This window comes from Stenotrophomonas sp. ZAC14D1_NAIMI4_1 (genome assembly GCF_003086775.1).
Lineage (GTDB): Bacteria > Pseudomonadota > Gammaproteobacteria > Xanthomonadales > Xanthomonadaceae > Stenotrophomonas.
This window is the reverse complement of sequence record NZ_CP026001.1, coordinates 129,650-149,603: the sequence shown is the minus strand read 5'-3', so window position 1 is coordinate 149,603 and position 19,954 is coordinate 129,650. Positions and strand designations below refer to the sequence as shown.

Here is a 19,954-nt window from a genome sequence, read left to right as displayed (position 1 = left end):
CTCAGCCGTGGCCTGCGGCCACCACCGCCAGGGTCAGCCGCGAGATGCACACCAGCCGGCCCTGTTCGTCTTCAATGCGGATTTCCCACAGCTGGGTGCTGCGGCCCACGTGCACTGCACGCGCGGTGCCGGTAACGGCGCCGCTGCGCACGGCGCGCACGTGGTTGGCGTTGATCTCCAGGCCCACGCAGACCTGCTTACCGGTATCCACGCAGAGATTGCCGGCGCTGCTGCCCAGGGTCTCGGCCAGCACCACCGAGGCGCCGCCGTGCAGGATGCCGTACGGCTGGCGGGTGCGCTCGTCGACCGGCATGGTGGCCTGCAGCCAGTCATCGCCGGCGGCGGTGAAGGTGATGCCCAGGGTATCGATGGCCGTGCCACGGCTGAGCGTGTTGAGCTGGTCGATGGAGACGGCTTCGCGGAACACCTGGGTCATGCGGGTACCTTCAGAGAATGGGGACGAGGCCGGCGCCGAATGCCGTCAGCATGCGCACCAGCAGCCACTTCGGGCCGACGTTCACTTCGGGGAAATCACCGACGGGCACGTAGCAGCGATGGAAATCCGGACTCTGCCGCGGCAGCGGCTGCGGGCAGTCCACGCCGGGCTGGAACTCGTAATCGGTGGCGTAGCGCCACGGCCAGAAATCGAGGATGGGCAGCGCCTCGGAGGCCTTGCCCACGCTGTAGTTCAGCCCGGACAACACCGGCGGCTTGGCGCGCGGCGCCACCGTCCAGGAGTTCTGCGGGTGGGTATCGCGCAGGATGCTCTGCGCCAGCTGTTCGGCGAACACCGGGTCATCGATGATCACCGCGCCTTCGGTGTTGTAGTTCTCGCTGCGCGGATCGAAGTTGTGCGTGCCGACCACGCCGATGCGGCGATCGACCACCAGCGACTTGGCGTGCAGGCCCATGCGCGCGCCCTTGCGGGTGACCGGCAGCGGCTTGTTGACGGCCTTGCTGCCCAGGAACGACGGTCGCGTCTCGGTACGCAGCAGGCGCGTTTCCACTTCGCTGCCGGCGGCACGGCGGCGCGCGCGGCTGTTTTCGTAGGCGCTGCCCAGCCGCGGGTGCTCCACGGCCGGGCGCGTGTCCTGCGCGTCCACGTCATCGCCTGCGGCGGCCAGCGGGGCCTGTGCCGCGTCATCGCCGCCCCCGGCGTTGCTGCCGGCCGCACTGCCGCCGATCAGCGGGTTGCGCACGCCCTGGCCGGCCGTGGCGCTGCCACCGCTGCCCAGCGGATCGGGCAGCAGGTTGCGGTAGTCCACCGGCGCATCCAGCGGGAACGGCTTGTATTCGAAGATGTTGAAGCCCAGTTCGCGCATGTTGCGCCGCTTGTACTTGTACGACAGCGCATACACGATCGGGTTGTCGGTGGCCGCCAGGCTGTTGCTGGACACCACCACGCGCGGCGGCTCGGGCCGCTTGCGCAGCTCGCGGAACAGCTTCTGCGCCGGCTTGGACAGCACCAGGTACGGCGTCTGCAGGATCACTTCCTTCTGCGCGCCGGAAATGAGTGCATCCAACTGCGGTTCGGTGACGTGCTGGCCGGCCAGCGGTGCATCCGTGCGCTCGCGGCGGTGCTTGCGTGGCAGGTCGGCCACGTAGCGCACCGAGTGCACCGGCAGCGCGGTATCGACGAACGAACGGGTGACGAAATCGCTGTCGTTGGCCTCCTCGCTGACCCGCTCCACCCGCTCGGGGCGGCGGAACTGCGCCGGTGGCATGGCCGGCACGCCCTGCTTGAGCAGCGTACGGCCGACATCGTTGAGGCGCTCGGCAGGCACGCTGCGCGGCGCACGCCAGAACGCATCGAAGTTGGCGGCCATCGCGCGCGCTTCCGGGCCGGCGATCAGCACGTCGCGGTCGCGGAAGTTGTACTCGCGGTCCCAGTCGTAGTAATCGTCCTGGTAATTGCGGCCACCGACCACGCCGATCGCGTCGTCGATGACCAGCAGCTTGTTGTGCATGCGCTGGTTGAAGCGGCGGAAGCAGCACAGCACGCTGCCGGCATAGTCGAAGTAGTTCAGCCGGGCCTTGCCGAAGGTGGGGTTGTAGACCCGCAGTTCGAAGTTCTGGTGGGCGCCGGACAGCGCCCCCAGGATCTCCAGGTCGGAAATCGCCGAGAGCTGGTCGATCAGCACCCGCACCTTCACCCCGCGGCGCGACGCGGCCAGCAGTTCGTCGATGACCAGCCGGGCGCTGTCGTCCTTGTCGAAGATGTAGGTCTGCAGGTCGATGCTGCGGGTGGCACTGCGCAGCAGGTTCAGGCGGGCGACCAGGGCGCCCTCGCCTTCATCGAGCAGGGTGGCGTAATGCAGCGGCTGCGCCTCGGTCGATTCGCTGAATGCGCGGCCGGCCAGGGCCCGCAGCGGCGAATCCTGCGCGCAGCGGTCGGCGCGCTGGCAGTCGACCTGGGCCGAACGGGCCTGCACCGCGATCGCCTGGGCACGGTCGCGCTCGGCGTGCGACAGCGACGCGCAGCCGCTGCCCAGCAACACGGTTGCCAGCGCCAGTACACGCAGCAGGAGGTTCACGGTTTCGGCGCCTCGCTCAGGCGGGCTCGTAGTACGAAGGTCACTCGGTCACTCAAGGCAAGCTGCCAGCTGTCCATGCCGTACCGGCCTCGTTGCACGGTACCGCGGCTGACGACGTCGCAATCATAGCCGGGTCGGGAACATTCCGCTTTCTCCACCCGCAGGGTCTCCGGGTGGCTGACCCCGCGCAGGGTGAGCCGGCCCTGGATGTCGCCGCCGTCACCGATGGTGTCCGGCCAGTAGGGCAGCGAGTCGAACTCCACCGACGGGTAACGCCCGGCATCGAAGAACTCCGGCCCGCGCATCCAGCCGGTGTAGCGCTCCTTGCCCGGGATCTCCACCGAACGGGTGAACATCTTCAGGTGCACCTGGTGGCGGCCATCGGACAGCACTTCGACGCGCCCGTCGAAATGCGGGAACAGCCCTTCGATGCGCTGGCCGAAGCGGGTGCGCACCTCGAAGCCGATCCGTGAACGCTGCAGGTCCAGGTGCAGCACGCGCGCCGACGTGGCCGACGCCAGTGCTTCCACCGGCGGCAGCGGCGTGGGCGGTGGCGGGGCAGCCCAGGCCGGGCTGCAGGCCAGCAGCACCGGCAGCAGGCAGCGGCCGGGCCGTGCCAGGATCATCGACTCACGGCCACCAGAAGGCATTCAGGCTGGCCACGCCCGGCTCGATCGCCGCCTCGCGCGGGAACCCGAGCACGGCCACGGCGGCCGGCGGCATGCCCCGGTAATCGCTGCTGGTGCCTTCGGTCATCAGCGCCACCAGCCGTTCCAGGCCGGGGTTGTGGCCTACGATCAGCACCCGGTCGAGGTCACGGCGCTCATCCACGAGCGCGGCCAGGGTGCCGGGGGTGGCTTCGTAGATGCGGTCTTCGAGGCGCTTTTCCACGTAGCCGATGGTCGCCAGCACCGCTTCCAGGGTCTCGCGGGTGCGCCGCGACGGCGAGCAGAGCACGCAGTCCGGCAGCAGGTTGTTTTCCTTCATCCACTTGCCGGCAGCCTCGGCTTCGGCAAGACCCACCGGCGACAACGGCCGATCAAGGTCGGCCTGGCCGGGGGTGGCCGGTTCGGCATGGGCATGGCGCAGCAGGATCAGTTCACGCATCGCGAGGTTCCATGAAAGTGAGGGTGCAGTAAAACGGGTGACGTACGCGTCACAGCTTCAACCAGGCCAGCAGCGGCTCCCAGTCGGCCTGGTGCTCCCGCACCTGGGCCGAGCGGTAATCGAACAGGCTGCGGCCGAGGCCGGTCATCACCACGTAGCTCTGACTGTCGCGCAGCTGGGCAACCACCGGGTAGGGCCACTCGCCCAGCATCTGCAGCGCCTGCTGCGAGGTCTGGGTCCACGGCTTGGTGCGGTTGAGGACCAGGCCCACCGGCAGCTTGCGGCTGTGCACGCGCGGGTTCTGCGCCAGGCTGTTGAGGAAGCCGACGATGGCTTCGATGTCCAGCGCCGAGGGCAGCACCGGTACCACCACGGCGTCGGCGGCATCGAGGAAATGGGGGATATCGTCGGCCAGCGCGCCGGCGGGTGCATCGATGATGACGGTATCGGTGCCGTCGGGCAGCTTCTGCGCCCACTGCTTCTTTCGATAGACGTCGATGGGCAGGACGGCGCTGTCCAGCCCGGCCCGGCGCTGCGCCCAGCGGGTGCTGGAGCCCTGCGGGTCGGCATCGGCGATCACCGTGGCCTTGCCCTGCAATGCCGCGTAAGCGGCCAGGTGGGTGGCGACGGTGGTCTTGCCCACCCCGCCCTTGGAACCGGCCACCAGGATCGTCTTCATGCCAGCCTCGCTTCCGGGTACGTGCCCCGAGCGTACACCGCCGATGGTGACGGAAGGTAGAGACGGCCTGAATCAATCTGCCACGGCTTTGCTATCGTGGCGCCCCCGAAGGATCGAACCGGCATGAGCGAACTGCAGGACCTGAGCGCGTTGATCCGCGCCAATACCCCCCTGATCGTGATCGAGACCCAGGACGAAGCTCGCATCGTCGAACTGTTCCGGCAGACGCTCATGCACGTCTGGCGCGCCCTGCACCGCTGGTCGATCACCGAGGGCCTGCGCCGCATCGACCTGGAACGCGAGGACGACGCGATCGGCCCGCCCGATGCCAGCGCTGCCCTGCAGATGATCCGCCAGGCCGAACAGCGCGGCATCTACCTGCTGCTCGATTTCCACCCCTACCTCGGCTACGCCAGCCACCAGCGTGCGCTGCGCGACCTGATCCAGCGCCGCCACAGCCAGCCGCACGTACTGGTGCTGATCGGCGCCAAGGTCGAGCTGCCGGCCGAACTGGAAGCGCTGGCGGTGCGGTTCAACCCGCGCCTGCCCGATGCCAACGCCCTGCTGAAGATGCTGCGCGAGGAGGCCGACGCCTATGCCCGCGAGCATGGCGGCCGGCGCGTGGAAGTGGACAGCGAAGCGGTCAAGAAGATCCTGAAGAACCTGCAGGGCCTGAGCCTGGTCGATGCCCGCCGCATCGCCCGCCAGCTGATCTACGCCGATGGCGCGCTGCGCGACGACGACCTGCCGCAGCTGGCGCGGCTGAAGTTCGAGCTGCTCAACCGCAGTGGCCACCTGTTCTTCGAACATGACAGCGCGCGCTTCGGCGACGTGGCCGGCGCCAACCGGCTCAAGCGCTGGATCAACCAGCGCCGGGTGGCCTTCATCGCCGGCTCGGCCCCGGCCGGGCTGGACCCGCCGCGCGGCATGCTGCTGCTGGGCGTGCAGGGCTGCGGCAAGTCGATGCTGGCCAAGGCCACCGCGGCCGGCTTCGGCGTGCCGCTGCTGCGCCTGGACGTGGGCGCGCTGTACAACAAGTACCACGGCGAGACCGAAGCCAACCTGCGCCAGGCGCTGGCCTCGGCCGAGCAGCTGGCCCCGTGCGTGCTGTGGATGGACGAGATCGAGAAGGGCCTGGCCAGTGGTGGCGACGATGGCGGCGTGTCGCGCCGCGTGCTGGGCCACCTGCTGACCTGGATGGCCGAGCGCAAGGCGCCGGTGTTCATCGTGGCCACCGCCAACCAGGTGCACGAGCTGCCGGCCGAGCTGCTGCGCAAGGGTCGTTTCGACGAGATCTTCTTCGTCGACCTGCCGCCGCCGGACGTACGGGTGGAGCTGCTGCGGCTTCACCTGGGCCGGCGCCAGCTCAACGCGGATGATTTCGCCCTGCCGGCGCTGGCCGCGGCGGCGAACGGGTTTTCCGGCGCGGAGATCGAGCAGGCGATCGTGGCGGGGCTGTATTCGGCGCATGCCGAGGGGCGGCCGTTGGATACCGAGCTGCTGATGACCGAGATCCGCGCGACGCGGCCGTTGTCGGTGTTGATGGCCGAGCAGGTGGCGGCATTGCGCGAGTGGGCGTCGGGGCGGACGGTTTCTGCGGACGACTGAGGGTTTTCGGCCAACGGCGGAGCCCCTCGTAGCTGTTGGTTGGGTAAAGTCGACTGTTAGTCGACTGGCGCTGCGAGTGGGCCGGGCGGGTAGGCCGCGCGGGGGACGCCGTGAATCCGTCCATGGAGGCTTGTGAGCGCCATCCATGGCGCTCGCACCCCCGCGCAACCTACCCGCCCGACCCCTGACAGTTTCCGTGTGCGGTCAGCCACGGAGAAGAAAAGAAGAGCAGGAGCAGAAGCCGGTCGCTTCGCTCCGTGCCGACCAACGGTCGGCACCCACCAGAGCAGAACCTGGATCGGCACCCACCCACAGCCGCGGGAAACTGTCGAAGGCGGGGTGGGTCCGGTGGCAGGGGTGTGAGCCGCATGGATGCGGCGACCAAGCCCCCATGGACGGGTTTACGGCGTCCCCTGCCACCGGACCCACCCCGCCATCCCACGGATAGCCAGCCTTTGACGTTGACGTTGACGTTGATCTGCAGCGGGTGCAGGGCTGCAAGCCCTGCCAATAACCATCACCCCAGTACCCACATCCACGCCGGCAGCGTCACCAGCGACAGCACGATCCCATACCCCACCAGCGCCGCCGCCAGCCGTGGCGCCAGCCGGTGCGAGATCGCCAGTGCGGCAGCGGTGATCATCGTCGGCATCGCCGATTCCAGGACGTTGGCCTTCAACATCAGGCCCTGCATGCCCAGCGCCCACGACAGCGGCAACGCCAGCGCCGGCAGCACCAGCAGCTTCAACAGCAGGCCCACTGCCAGCGGCCGCAGCTCCTCGCGGCGCAGGCGCAGCTGGATCGACAGCCCCACCGCCAGCATCACCAGCGGCAGCATCGCATCGGCCAGCTGCTTCAGGGCGGTGCCGATCCACGACGGTGGCTGCGCCGGCATCAGCACCAGGGCGAACAGCAACGCCCACAGCGGCGGGAAGCGGCCAATGCGGGCCAGCACCTGCAGGGCGGTCGGCGGGCGGTCGCCGCTGTAGCGCGCCAGCACCAGCAGGCCAAAGGTCGACAACAGCAGGAAGGTGCCGAACTGGTCGTAGACCACGGCATAGGGCAGCGCCGCATCGCCCAGCAGCGCACGCACCATCGGGTAGCCGATGAAACTGGAGTTGGCCAGGGCCACGCAGATCAGCAGCACCGCGTGCACGTCACGGGCGAAGCCGAACACGCGGGTCGCCAGGCTGACCAGCGCCCAGGTGGCCAGCATCAGCAGCCACGGCGTGGCCATCAGCCCCAGCAGGCTGGCATCCAGCTGCAGGCGCGGCACGTAGGTCAGCACCGCCGCGGGCAGGCAGACGTACAGCACCACTTTGTTCAGCGTCTCGGCGGCGTTGTCCGGCAAGGCGCGCAGGCGGGCGAACAGCATGCCCAGCCCGAGCATGGCCAGGATCAGGGCGAAGGCATCGAAGGCCATGGGCATCTCCCCCTCAGGCAGATGCCTGCGACCTTTTCGATTGTGCGATGCAGCACCGCAGGCGGCAAGCGCCTGCGGTCGTGGCTCACGGCCAGGCCGGCGGCGCCGCGACCCAAGCCTGCTGCACTTCAGCCAGGCTGGCCCGCTCATCATCGCGCCAGCCCGGCAGCAGCTGCGCATAGCGGCTGCTGTCGCTCCACTGGCCAGGCTCGGTGCGCACGGCGGCGGCATACCACTTCACCGCCTCCTGCTGCTGGCCGGCCCGCCACAACGCCAGCGCGTAGGTCGGCGGGATCCAGGCCGCGTTGCTGCGCAGGTTGTTGGCCACCGATTGCCACTGTTCCAGCGCAGCCAGTGCCTGGCCCTGGCGCAGCAGGTCCCAGCCGTAGTTCCAGCGCACGCTGCGGCCCAGGCTGCTCTGCACGGAGGCTTCGGCCAGCGCCTCTCGGTAGAGCTGCTCGCCCAGTTCCGCACGGCCCTGCGCGATGGCCACCGAGGCCAGCTGCACCGAGGCCTCCAGCGTCTTGCGCCCACGCTCGCGCTGCTTCAGCAGCTGCGCGACCAGGTCGTCGCCGCTGCCGGCCACCACGATGATCGGCGCGGCGGCAGCATCATTGTCGAAATAGAACTCCTGCGGTACCGGCAACGCCGGTGCGGCCCACGCGCACGCCGCGCCCGAGACCAGCAGCACGCCGGCCACGAACTTTCCTGCAACTGACATCAAAAATCCCCCAGGTTGAAACACCAACCTCCCCTCTCACCCCGATCCTAACCCCAGCACGGCCACCGATGCGAGTGCCGGGCCTTCCGGGCCCCACTGTTACAATCCGCGCCTTTCCCGCCGCGTGCCCGCACGCGGCCGGTGCCAGCCGATCCTACCGGGCCAGCCATGACCAGTACCGCGCAACTCACTTCGCCCTCCTCCGCCGACCTGATCGACCGTGATTACACGCTCGACCACAAATACACCCGCAACGAGGGGCGGATCTACCTGAGTGGCGTGCAGGCGCTGGTGCGGTTGCCGCTGATGCAGCGCCTGCGCGATGCGCACGAGGGCATCGACAGCGCCGGCTTCGTCAGTGGCTACCGCGGCAGCCCGCTGGGTGGCTTCGACCTGGAGCTGTGGCGCGCGCGCCAGCACCTGGAAGCGGCCAAGGTGAAGTTCACCCCGGGCCTCAACGAGGACCTGGGTGCCACCATGGTGTGGGGCACGCAGCAGACCAACCTGTTCCCCGGCGCCAACGTGCAGGGCGTGTTCGGCATGTGGTACGGCAAGGGCCCCGGCGTGGACCGCTGTGGCGACGTGTTCAAGCATGCCAATGCCGCCGGCACGTCGCGATACGGCGGCGTGCTGGCGCTGGCTGCCGATGACCATGCCTGCCGCAGCTCGACCCTGCCGCATGGCAGCGAGGACGAATTCGTCAGCGCGATGATGCCGGTGCTGAACCCGGCCGGCGTGCAGGACATCCTCGACATGGGCCTGCTCGGCTGGGCGATGAGCCGTTACACCGGCCGCTGGGTTGGCTTCAAGACCATCGCCGAGACGGTGGAATCGTCGGCCTCGGTCGAGGTCGATCCGCTGGCCCGCCGCATCGTGCTGCCCGAAGACTTCGACATGCCCAGCGGCGGCCTCAACATCCGCTGGCCGGACCCGCCGCTGGACCAGGAAATGCGCCTGCACCGCTATGCGGTGAAGGCCGCGCAGGCCTTTGCCCGCGCCAACGGCATCGACAAGGTGGTGATGGACGCGCCGCGTGCGCGGCTGGGCATCGTCACCACCGGCAAGAGCTACTTGGACGTGCTGCAGGCGCTGGAATACCTGGGCCTGGACGAAGCGGCCTGCGCCGACATCGGCATCCGCGTGTACAAGGTCGGCATGACCTGGCCGCTGGAGCCGGAGGGCATCGCCCGCTTCGCCCAGGGCCTGGAAGACATCATCGTGGTGGAGGAGAAGCGCGCCTTCATCGAGCGCCAGATGAAGGAACAGTTCTTCAACTGGCCGGTGAGCTGGGGCCAGCGCCCCTCCATCGTCGGCAAGTACGACGAGAGCGGCGAGTGGATCCTGCCGTCCACCGGCGAACTGACCCCGGCCACCATCGCCGGCGTGATCGGCCGCCGCATCCAGAAGTTCTTCAACAACGAATCGATCGAACAGCGCCTGCAGTGGATGCAGGAAAAGGAAGCCGAGCTTGCGTTGCCGCGCGCCAGTTTCCCGCGCGTGCCGCACTACTGCTCGGGCTGCCCGCACAACACCTCCACCCAGGTGCCGGAAGGTTCGCGTGCGCTGGCCGGCATCGGTTGCCATTACATGGTGACCTGGATGGACCGCAGCACCGACACCTTCACCCATATGGGCGGCGAAGGCGTGACCTGGGCCGGGCAGGCGCCGTTCACCGACACCCCGCACGTGTTCCAGAACCTGGGCGACGGCACCTACTTCCACAGCGGCTCGCTGGCGATCCGCCAGGCGGTCGCCGCCGGCGTCAACATCACCTACAAGATCCTCTACAACGATGCGGTGGCGATGACCGGCGGCCAGCCGGTGGACGGCCCGCTGAGCGTGCCGGACATCGCCAGGCAGATGCGCGCCGAGGGCATCCACACCATCGTGGTGCTGTCGGACAACATCGGCAAGTGGACCGGCCAGCGCGAGCATTTCCCCAGCGACGTCGAGTTCCACGACCGCAGCGAACTGGATGCCGTGCAGAAGCGCCTGCGTGAAGTGAAGGGTGTTTCGATCCTGATCTACGAACAGACCTGCGCCACCGAGAAGCGCCGCCGCCGCAAGCGCGGCAAGCTGGAAGACCCGCAGAAGCGCGTGCTGATCAATTCGCTGGTCTGCGAAGGCTGCGGCGACTGCGGCAAGAAGAGCTTCTGCGTGTCGGTGCTGCCGAAGGAAACCGAGTTCGGGCGCAAGCGCGAGATCGACCAGTCCAACTGCAACAAGGACTATTCCTGCGTGAATGGTTTCTGCCCGAGCTTCGTCACCGTGCACGGTGGCCAGCCGCGCAAGGGCAGCAAGCGCGATGCCTCCACGCTGCTGGACAACCTGCCGGCGCCGACCATCCGCGGCACGCTGGAACAGCCCTGGAACATCCTGATCACCGGCGTCGGCGGTACCGGCGTGGTGACCATCGGCGCGCTGCTGGGCATGGCCGGCCACCTGGAAGGCAAGGGCGCGACCGTGCTCGACCAGACCGGCCTGGCACAGAAGGGCGGCGCGGTGACCACGCATATCCGCATCGCGCGCCGCCCGGACGACATCCACGCCGTGCGCATCGCCGCCGGTGAGGCCGACCTGGTGCTGGGCTGCGACATGGTGGTGGTGAACGATTACTGGGCGCTGTCGAAGGTGCGCGCCGGCCGTTCGCAGGTGGTGCTCAACACCTATGAAGCGATGCCGGGCACCTTCACCACCCGCCCCGACATGCAGTTCCCGGCCGCCGACATCGTGGCCGGCGTGCGCGTGGCGCTGGGCGGCCAGGAACCGCTGCAGCTGGATGCCACCCAGCTGGCCACCGCACTGCTGGGCGATGCCATCGCCGCCAACCTGTTCATCCTCGGCTACGCGTGGCAGCAGGGCCTGGTGCCGCTGTCGTTCGACTCGCTGATGCGGGCCATCGAACTGAACGGCGCGGCCGTGGCGATGAACCAGCAGGCGTTCGCCTGGGGCCGCCTGGCTGTGGTCGACCCGCAGGCCGTGCAGCAGGCCGCCGGCCTGGTGCGCAACCGCCACACCGATACCGAATCCACCCCGGGCCCGCTGCACCCGCTGCCGCCGGGCGAATGGGAAGGCAACGAATGGGGCGCCACCGCCGCACCGCGCAACACCGCCGACGAACGCGAACTGCGCGGCCTGCCCTCGCACGGCGGCGACGTGGCGTTCCTGCCGCTGGACGACGCGCGGCTGTCGCGTTCGCTGGATGAAATGATCGAGCGCCGCAGCGCGTTCCTGGTCGAGTACCAGGATGCCGCCTATGCCAACCGCTACCGCAGCCTGGTCGAGCGCGTGCGCGCCGCCGAGGCCGAGCGCATCGGCGGTTCCACGGCGCTGACCGAGACCGTGGCCCGCTACCTGTTCAAGCTGATGGCCTACAAGGACGAGTACGAAGTGGCCCGCCTGTACACCAGCGGCGACTTCCAGCGCCGCCTGCAGCAGCAGTTCGAGGGCGATTACCAGCTGCGCTTCCACCTGGCGCCGCCGCTGTTCGCGAAGAAGGATGAGCAGGGCCGGTTGCTGAAGAAGGAATACGGCCCGTGGATGTTCAAGGCCTTCGGCCTGCTGGCGAAGCTGAAGTTCCTGCGTGGCGGCCGCCTGGATGTGTTCGGCCGCACAGAAGAACGGCGCATGGAGCGCCAGCTGATCGCCGACTACGAAGCCACTGTGCAGCAGCTGCTGGAGGGCCTGGAAGACGGCCGCCTGGCACTGGCGGTGGAAATCGCCAGCGTGCCCGAGCATATCCGCGGCTTCGGCCACGTCAAGGAAGCGCACTACGCGCAGGCCAAGGCACGCGAAGCTGCGCTGCTGGCGCAGTGGCGCAACCCGAAGGCGCTGCACATCGTGCAGGTGGCTTGAAGGTAATGCCGGCCAGCGGCCGGCATTACCGGTGGTTCAGCCCAGCCGCCACAGCAGCAGGCGGTTGTTGGCCGGCATCGCCACGTCGCGCAGGCGGGTGAAGCCGTTGTCCTCGGCCAGCGCCTGCACCGCTTCGCTGTCGCGGATGCCGCTGCGCGGGTCGCGCGCCTTCAGCCAGGCATCGAACTGCGCGTTGCTGTCGCTAGTGTAGGTGCCGCCGTAGTTGAAGGGCCCGTAGACCGCCAGCAGCGCACCATGGCGCAGCAGCGGCGGCAGCGCGGCGAACAATGCCTGCACGTGCTGCCAGCCCATGATGTGCAGGGTATTGGCACTGAACGCCGCATCGAACGTGCTGCCTGCGGGCAGCGCCAGGCCCGCTGCGGGCGGCAGTTCCACCTGCAGCGGCACCGGCGGCAGCAGATTGAGCAGCGCGGCCTCGGCGCGCCAGGCTTCGATACCGGGCAGATGATCCGGGTGGTCGCTGGGCTGCCAGCGCAGCCACGGCCAGCGCTCGGCGAAGAAGGCCGCGTGCTGGCCGGTGCCACTGCCGATCTCCAGCACCCGATGCCGGTCGCCCATCCACGGGTCGAGCGCCGCCGCGATGGGTTCGCGGTTGCGTTCGCAGGCTTCTGAATACGGCTTGCTCGACATCGGGGAACGTCCAGGCGGGGTCGGCCCATTGTGCACGAGGGGGGTGTTCTGGGCAGGGCTTGCAGCCCTGCACCTGCTTCAAGCCAGGGCAACGTCAACGTCAACGTCAACGTCAAAAGCGGGCTTTCCGTGGGTTGGCGGGGTGGGTCCGGTTGAGGGGGACGCCGTAAATACGTCCATGTAGGCTCGGTCGCGCCATCCATGGCGCTCACGCCCCCTCAACCGGACCCACCCCGCCTTCGACAGACTTCCGCGATCTGCCGGAACAGTGTTCTGCTTTGGTGGGTGCCGACCAACGGTCGGCTCCCACCAACAGCCGCGAGTTCCAGTAGATCCACGCCATGCGTGGATGAATTCATTCGATATCCGACAGATGTGCCGACCAACGGTCGGCACCCACCAACGGCCGCGCGTTCCAGTAGGTCCACGCCATGCGTGGATGAATTCATTCGATATCCGACAGATGTGCCGACCAACGGTCGGCACCTACCAACAGCCGCGCGTTCCAGTAGATCCACGCCATGCGTGGATGAATTCATTCGATATCTGACAGATGTGCCGACCAACGGTCGACACCCACCAACAGCCGCGTTCCAGTAGATCCACGCCATGCGGGGATGAATTCATTCGATATCTGACAGATGTGCCGACCAACGGTCGGCACCCACCAAAAGCAGCTGGCACCAACAGCAGCGGCCAACTGTCAGAGGTGGGGTGGTGTGGGTGGGCAGGACCGTTGGCGCCATGGATGGCGCCATCGAGCCCCCATGGACGGGTTTACGGCGTGTCCTGCCCACCCACACCGCCCCGCCATCCCACGGAATGCCGCTCTTGCTTTGGCCGTTGCCGTTGCATTGAGCAGGTGCAGGGCTGCAAGCCCTGCCGAAACCCTCCCCTACCATGACTGCAGTCACTTGCCCGATTGCCCCGCGCTGGCGAAAGTCGAGCAGTTGACGTGATCGGAGCGGTCCTTTGCCCTCCGCACGGTTGTAAGAAGAGAGAGAGACGCTGTGCAACGACGTGAGTTCCTGGCTTATTCCGGTCTGGGCCTGGCGGGCCTGGTGCTGCCGCATTCGCGGCTGATCGCGGCCGAGCAGCTGCTTGCGCCCGTGGATACCGCGCAGCGCCGGCGGCTGGCCGAGGTCGCCCTCGCGGCCGCACGCACTGCCAAGGCCAGCTACTGCGACGTGCGCATCGGCCGCTACCTCAACCAGTCGGTCATCACCCGCGAACACCAGGTCGGCAACGTGACCAACCGCGAGTCGTCCGGCGTGGGCGTGCGGGTCATCGTCAACGGCGCCTGGGGCTTCGCCGCCACCCACCAGCAGACCGAGGCGGGCGTGCGCGGCGCGGTCGAGCAGGCCACGGCCATCGCCCGCGCCAATGCCGGCATCCAGACCCGGCCGGTGCAGCTGGCACCGACGCCGCCGGTCGGCGAGGTGCGCTGGCAGACACCGGTACGCAAAAATGCCATGGAAGTGCCGATCCAGGACAAGATCGAACTGCTGCTGGCGCTCAACAGCGCCGCGCTCGATGCCGGCGCCGACTTCATCAATTCCACCCTGTTCCTGGTCAACGAACAGAAGTACTTCGCCTCCAGCGACGGCTCCTTCATCGACCAGGACATCCACCGCATCTGGCTGCCGTTCACCGCCACCGCCATCGACAAGGCCAGCGGCAAGTTCCGCACCCGTGCCGGGCTGTCCTCGCCGATGGGCATGGGCTATGAGTTCCTCGACGGCGATGCGCGCGGCAAGGTGCAGCTGCCCGGCGGCATCACCGCCTACCGCGATTCCTATGATCCGGTGGAGGACGCCATCGCCGCCGCCCGCCATGCGCGCGAGAAGCTGAAGGCGCCCTCGGTGAAGCCCGGCAAGTACGACCTGGTGCTGGACCCGTCCAACCTGTTCCTGACCATCCACGAGAACGTCGGCCACCCGCTGGAGCTGGACCGCGTGCTCGGCTACGAAGCCAACTACGCCGGCACCAGCTTCGCCACGCTGGACAAGCGCGATGCCGGCTTCCGCTGGGGCAGCGACCTCGTCACTTTCTTCGCCGACAAGACCCAGCCGGGCAGCCTTGGTGCGGTCGGCTACGACGATGAAGGGGTGAAGACCCAGCGCTGGGACCTGGTGCGCGATGGCGTGCTGGTCGATTACCAGGCTACCCGCGATGAGGCCCACATCCTTGGCCGCGACGCCTCGCATGGCTGCAGCTATGCCGATTCCTGGTCCAGCGTGCAGTTCCAGCGCATGGCCAATGTCTCGCTGGCGCCGGGCAAGGCGCCGCTGAGCGTGGACGACATGATCAAGGACGTGGAGAACGGCATCTGGATCCACGGCCGCGGCTCCTATTCCATCGACCAGCAGCGCTACAACGCGCAGTTCGGCGGCCAGCTGTACTACCAGATCAAGGACGGGAAGATCGCCGGCATGGTCGAGGACGCGGCCTACCAGATCCGCACGCCGGAGTTCTGGAACGCCTGTACCGCGATCTGCGACCAGCGTGATTTCCGCCTCGGCGGTTCCTTCTTCGACGGCAAGGGCCAGCCCGCGCAGGTATCGGCGGTCTCGCACGGGTCGTCCACCACCCGCTTCAACGGCATCAACATCATCAACACCGCGCGCAGTCTCGGCGCCTGAGTCGTCCCATCCTTCGACGTGGAGAGCTGCCTTGCAGAGACGTGACTTCCTCGCCCTGACCGGGCTTACCGCGGGCGGCCTGATCGTGCCGTCGTTCTTCGGCAAGGCCATCGCCGCCGAGCAGCTGCAGTCCAGCCTCGACCTGGGGCTGAAGAAGCGCCTGGCCGATGCGGCGCTGCAGGCGGCACGCAGCGCCGGCGCCACCTACTGCGATGTGCGCATCGGCCGCTACCTGCGGCAGTTCGTCATCACCCGCGAGGACAAGGTGCAGAACGTGGTGAACACGGAGTCGACCGGCGTCGGCATCCGCGTGATCGTCAACGGCGCCTGGGGCTTCGCCGCCACCAATGCGCTGGGCACCGCCGACGTGGCCCGTGCCGCGCAGCAGGCCGCTGCGATTGCCAAGGCCAACGCCGGCGTGCAGACCGCGCCGGTGCAGCTGGCCAAGGCACCGGGCGTGGGCGAAGTGAGCTGGCGCACGCCGATCCGCAAGAACGCCATGGACGTGCCGATCAAGGAAAAGGTCGACCTGCTGCTGGACGTCAACGCCGCCGCGATGGGCGCCGGTGCCAGCTTCGTCAATTCGATGCTGTTCCTGGTCAACGAGCAGAAGTACTTCGCCTCCACCGATGGCTCCTACATCGACCAGGACGTGCACCGCATCTGGGCGCCGATGACGGTTACCGCGATCGACAAGGCCAGCGGCAAGTTCCGCACCCGCGAAGGGCTGTCCGCGCCGATGGGCCTGGGCTATGAGTACCTGGACGGCGCCGCCGCCGGCAAGGTGCTCACCCCCAATGGCGTGGTGAACTACGGCTCGTCCTACGACATGAAGGAAGATGCCATCGCTGCGGCGAAGCAGGCACAGGAGAAGCTGAAGGCACCGTCGGTGAAGCCGGGCAAGTACGACCTGGTCCTCGATCCGTCGCACACCTGGCTGACCATCCACGAATCGATCGGCCACCCGCTGGAACTGGACCGCGTGCTCGGCTACGAAGCCAACTACGCCGGCACCAGCTTCGCCACGCTGGACAAGCGCGAACAGCACTTCCAGTACGGCAGCGAGCACGTCAACATCTTCGCCGACAAGACCCAGCCGGGCAGCCTCGGCGCGGTCGCGTACGACGATGAAGGCGTCAAGTGCAAGCGCTGGGACCTGATCAGCAACGGCAAGCTGGTGGATTACCAGACCATCCGCGACCAGGCCCACATCCTCGGCAAGACCGAGTCCGATGGCTGCTGCTACGCCGATTCCTGGTCCAGCGTGCAGTTCCAGCGCATGGCCAACGTATCGATGGCGCCGGGCAAGACCCCGCTCAGCGTTCCGGACATGATCAAGGACGTCGAGAACGGCATCTACATCATCGGCGACGGTTCGTTCTCCATCGACCAGCAGCGCTACAACGCGCAGTTCGGTGGCCAGCTGTTCTACGAGATCAAGAACGGCCAGATCACCCGCATGCTGGAGGACGTGGCCTACCAGATCCGCACGCCGGAGTTCTGGAACGCCTGCACCGCCGTGGCCGACGAACGCGACTACCGCCTGGGCGGTTCGTTCTTCGACGGCAAGGGCCAGCCGGGCCAGGTCTCGGCGGTCTCGCACGGTTCGTCCACCGCGCGCTTCAACGGCATCAACGTCATCAACACCGCACGCAGCCTCGGCTGACCGGTCAGGAGCCCTTACACCATGAGTATCTTCACCGAAGCCCAGGCCAAGGCCATCCTCGACAAGGTCATCGCCCTGTCCAAGGCCGATGAGTGCACCGCCGTGCTGGCCGGTTCCATCAGCGGCAACATCCGTTTCGCGCTGAACAACGTCTCCACCAGCGGCATCGTCGACAACACCGAGCTGGCCGTCACCGTGGCCTTCGGCAAGCGCGTGGGCACCGCCTCGATCAACGAGTTCGACGATGCCGCGCTGGAACGCGTGGTGCGCCGTGCCGAAGACCTGGCCCGCCTGGCCCCGGAGAACCCGGAGTTCATGCCGGCCATCGGCAAGCAGAGCTACCGTCCCAGCCCGACCTTCAGCGAATCCACCGCCGCGATTGATCCGGCGTTCCGCGCCAAGGTCGCCGCCGATTCCATCGCGCCGTGCCGGGGCAACGGCCTGATCGCTGCCGGTTTCCTCGAAGATGGCCAGGGATTCCAGGCCACCGCCAACAGCAACGGCAACTTCGCCTACCAGCGCACCACCAGCTTCGACTACACGTGCACCGTGCGTACCGAAGATGGCCGCGGCTCGGGCTGGGTCGGCCGCAACCTGAAGGATGCGGCGGACTTCAAGGCCGACCAGGACATCCGCATCGCCATGCGCAAGGCCACCGAATCGGCTGAAGCCAAGGCGCTGGAACCGGGCAAGTACACGGTGATCCTGGAGCCGGCGGCGGCTGCGGGCCTGATCAGCTTCATGATGAACTTCTTCAGCGCGCGCTCGGCCGATGAAGGCCGCAGCTTCCTGTCGAAGAAGGGGGGCGGCAACAAGCTGGGCGAGCAGGTCTACGACCCGCGCGTGAGCATGTATGCCGACCCGTGGCATGCCGAGGCACCGGTGCTGCCGTGGGATGGCGAAGGCATGCCGCGCGAGCGCATGGCCATCATCGAGAACGGAAAGATCGCCAACCTGGACTACTCGCGCTTCTGGGCGCAGAAGCAGGGCAAGACCGCCAAGGCCACGCCGGGCAACCTGCTGATGAGCGGCGGCGACAAGAGCACGGCCGACCTGGTGCGCGGCACCCAGAAGGGCATCCTGGTCACCCGCACCTGGTACATCCGCATGGTCGACCCGCAGACCGTGCTGCTGACCGGCCTCACCCGCGATGGCACCTTCTACATCGAGAACGGCCAGATCAAGCACCCGGTGAAGAACTTCCGCTTCAACGAATCGCCGGTGATCATGCTCAACAACATCGAGGAACTGGGCCGGCCGGTGCGCGTGGCCGGTGATGAATCCAGCTTCGTGATGATGATCCCGCCGATGAAGCTGCGCGATTTCACCTTCACCTCGCTGTCCGACGCGGTCTGATGGATCGCCGGGCCTGCCTGCGCTGGCTGGCCGCTGCCGCTTCGGCGGCGGCGCTGCCCGCCTTCGCGCAGGCAGGCCCGCGCAGTTCGCGCTACGACTTCTGGTTCACCCGCCTGCAGTACGACTCCGGCGATTGGGACGTGGATGCGCGCATGCCGTCCAACCTGATCACCTCGCTGATCGACTACACCTCGCTGCGCGTGGACCCGCAGGAACACGTGGTGGCACTGGCCGATCCGCGCATGCTGGAAGCGCCATTCTGCTACCTGGCCGGGCACACGCTGGTGGAGTTCAACGCCGCCGAGCGGCAGAACTTCGTGCGTTACGTGCGCAATGGCGGCTTCGTCTTCGTCGACGACTGCAACCACGATATCGATGGCCTGTTCGCCACCTCGTTCGAGGCGCAGATGGGCCGCCTGTTCGGGCCGAAGGCATTGCAGAAGCTGCCCAACAGCCACGCGCTGTACCGCAGCTTCTTCCGCTTTCCCGATGGCCCGCCCGCCACCGGCTTCGAGCTCAACGGCTGGGGCGACGACCTGGTGCATGACTACCTGAAAGGCATCGAGGTCGATGGCCGCCTGGGCCTGCTCTACAGCAACAAGGACTACGGCTGCGAGTGGGACTACGACTGGCGCAACAAGCGTTTCCTTGCCGAAGACAACACCCGCTTCGGCGTCAACATCGTGATGTACGCGCTGAACAACTGACAGGACCTGCACGACCATGACCACCCCCGACCTCGATTCCCTGTTGCCGCGGCTGGATGAGCTGCGCGCGGCGCTCGCGCGTGCGGTGGTCGGCCAGCACACGGTGGTCGAGCAGCTGCTGATCGGCCTGCTGGCCGGCGGCCACTGCCTGCTGGAAGGTGCGCCTGGCCTCGGCAAGACCCTGCTGGTGCGCTCGCTCGGGCAGGCGCTGGAGCTGCAGTTCCGGCGCGTGCAGTTCACTCCCGACCTGATGCCCAGCGACATCCTTGGCACCGAGCTGCTGGAGGAAGACCACGGCACCGGCCATCGCCATTTCCGTTTCCAGCAGGGCCCGATCTTCACGAACCTGCTGCTGGCTGACGAACTCAACCGCACCCCGCCCAAGACCCAGGCGGCGCTGCTGGAAGCGATGCAGGAACGCACGGTCAGCCATGCAGGCACCACGCGCGAGCTGCCCGCGCCGTTCTTCGTGCTGGCCACGCAGAACCCGATCGAACAGGCCGGTACCTACCCGCTGCCGGAAGCGCAGCTGGACCGTTTCCTGCTGCACGTGCTGGTGGATTACCCGAGCGAAGACGAAGAGCGCCGCATCATCGAGCAGACCACGGGCGGCGCCACCGAGGCGGTGCCGAAGGTGATGGATGCCGACGCGGTGATCGCGCTGCAGGCCGCCGCGCGCCAGGTGCATGTCAGCCCCGACGTGCTGGCCTGGATCACCCGACTGGTGCGCGCCAGCCGTCCCGGCGACGGCGCACCGGCCGCCATCAACCAATGGGTGAAGTGGGGCGCTGGCCCGCGCGCCGGGCAGTCGCTGGTGCTCGCGGCGAAGGCACGCGCATTGCTGCAGGGCCGCTTCGCCGCCACCCGCGAGGACGTGCAGGCACTGGCTGCACCGGTGATGCGCCATCGCCTGCTGCTGTCCTTCGCCGCCGAAGCCGAACAGAAGCGGGCCGACGACGTGGTCGCCGCCCTGCTGCAGGCCGTGCCGTTCCCGGGTTGAAGCAC

Annotated in this window: 15 protein-coding genes; 7 read left to right on the top strand and 8 right to left on the bottom strand. The window is 67.8% G+C overall.

What is annotated here, in order from left to right:
- Position 1: 1 nt before the first annotated feature.
- From C1927_RS00605 to C1927_RS00585, 5 genes are read right to left on the bottom strand one after another with little or no spacing between them, the layout of a single operon-like run.
- Positions 2-436: a hotdog fold thioesterase gene (locus C1927_RS00605; RefSeq protein ID WP_108745650.1), complete on the bottom strand. Its 435-nt coding sequence runs from the start codon at positions 434-436 to the stop codon at positions 2-4.
- Between the two features lie 10 nt (positions 437-446).
- Entirely contained in the window at positions 447-2,534 is a 2,088-nt protein-coding gene (locus C1927_RS00600; protein WP_108745649.1) for a phospholipase D family protein, read from the bottom strand.
- Positions 2,531-3,160, bottom strand: a complete 630-nt coding sequence (locus C1927_RS00595; RefSeq protein ID WP_079224645.1) for a YceI family protein — start codon at positions 3,158-3,160, stop codon at positions 2,531-2,533. The genes C1927_RS00600 and C1927_RS00595 overlap by 4 nt, the downstream gene beginning before the upstream one ends.
- Before the next feature lie 4 nt (positions 3,161-3,164).
- The gene (locus tag C1927_RS00590; RefSeq protein ID WP_079224644.1) at positions 3,165-3,641 is read right to left on the bottom strand and encodes a histidine phosphatase family protein; all 477 of its coding nucleotides are present in this window, start codon (positions 3,639-3,641) and stop codon (positions 3,165-3,167) included.
- 49 nt (positions 3,642-3,690) lie between these two features.
- Positions 3,691-4,320 carry a ParA family protein gene (locus C1927_RS00585; RefSeq protein WP_108745648.1) on the bottom strand — a complete coding sequence of 210 codons (630 nt, stop codon included), beginning with the start codon at positions 4,318-4,320 and terminating at the stop codon, positions 3,691-3,693.
- A 123-nt stretch (positions 4,321-4,443) separates the two neighbouring features.
- Here C1927_RS00585 and C1927_RS00580 point away from each other — a divergent pair, with 123 nt between their 5' ends.
- The gene (locus tag C1927_RS00580; RefSeq protein WP_079224640.1) at positions 4,444-5,928 is read left to right on the top strand and encodes an AAA family ATPase; all 1,485 of its coding nucleotides are present in this window, start codon (positions 4,444-4,446) and stop codon (positions 5,926-5,928) included.
- A 517-nt stretch (positions 5,929-6,445) separates the two neighbouring features.
- Here C1927_RS00580 and C1927_RS00570 read toward each other — a convergent pair.
- Together C1927_RS00570 and C1927_RS00565 are read right to left on the bottom strand one after the other, a co-directional pair.
- Positions 6,446-7,351: an AEC family transporter gene (locus C1927_RS00570; RefSeq protein WP_079225455.1), complete on the bottom strand. Its 906-nt coding sequence runs from the start codon at positions 7,349-7,351 to the stop codon at positions 6,446-6,448.
- 85 nt (positions 7,352-7,436) lie between these two features.
- The gene (locus C1927_RS00565) at positions 7,437-8,072 is read right to left on the bottom strand and encodes a hypothetical protein (protein WP_108745647.1); all 636 of its coding nucleotides are present in this window, start codon (positions 8,070-8,072) and stop codon (positions 7,437-7,439) included.
- Between the two features lie 168 nt (positions 8,073-8,240).
- Between C1927_RS00565 and C1927_RS00560 the strand changes: the two genes are divergently transcribed.
- On the top strand, positions 8,241-11,927 hold the full coding sequence (locus C1927_RS00560; RefSeq protein WP_079224636.1) for an indolepyruvate ferredoxin oxidoreductase family protein: 3,687 nt from the start codon (positions 8,241-8,243) through the stop codon (positions 11,925-11,927).
- 36 nt (positions 11,928-11,963) lie between these two features.
- Here the strand turns inward: C1927_RS00560 and C1927_RS00555 are convergent, their stop codons facing one another.
- Positions 11,964-12,578, bottom strand: a complete 615-nt coding sequence (locus C1927_RS00555) for a DUF938 domain-containing protein (RefSeq protein WP_108745646.1) — start codon at positions 12,576-12,578, stop codon at positions 11,964-11,966.
- Positions 12,579-13,588: 1,010 nt separating this feature from the next.
- On the opposite strand from C1927_RS00555, the gene C1927_RS00550 reads away from it, so the two are divergent.
- The 5 genes from C1927_RS00550 to C1927_RS00530 are packed head-to-tail and all read left to right on the top strand — an operon-like array spanning position 13,589 to position 19,949.
- Entirely contained in the window at positions 13,589-15,220 is a 1,632-nt protein-coding gene (locus C1927_RS00550; RefSeq protein WP_174208660.1) for a TldD/PmbA family protein, read from the top strand.
- A gap of 31 nt (positions 15,221-15,251) precedes the next feature.
- On the top strand, positions 15,252-16,886 hold the full coding sequence (locus C1927_RS00545; protein WP_079224631.1) for a TldD/PmbA family protein: 1,635 nt from the start codon (positions 15,252-15,254) through the stop codon (positions 16,884-16,886).
- A gap of 21 nt (positions 16,887-16,907) precedes the next feature.
- Entirely contained in the window at positions 16,908-18,242 is a 1,335-nt protein-coding gene (locus C1927_RS00540) for a TldD/PmbA family protein (protein ID WP_108745645.1), read from the top strand.
- Positions 18,242-18,949, top strand: a complete 708-nt coding sequence (locus C1927_RS00535; RefSeq protein WP_108745644.1) for a DUF4159 domain-containing protein — start codon at positions 18,242-18,244, stop codon at positions 18,947-18,949. The genes C1927_RS00540 and C1927_RS00535 overlap by 1 nt, the downstream gene beginning before the upstream one ends.
- Before the next feature lie 16 nt (positions 18,950-18,965).
- Complete coding sequence (locus tag C1927_RS00530; RefSeq protein WP_108745643.1) at positions 18,966-19,949, top strand: MoxR family ATPase; 984 nt, start codon at positions 18,966-18,968, stop codon at positions 19,947-19,949.
- The last annotated feature ends 5 nt before the right edge of the window (positions 19,950-19,954 follow it).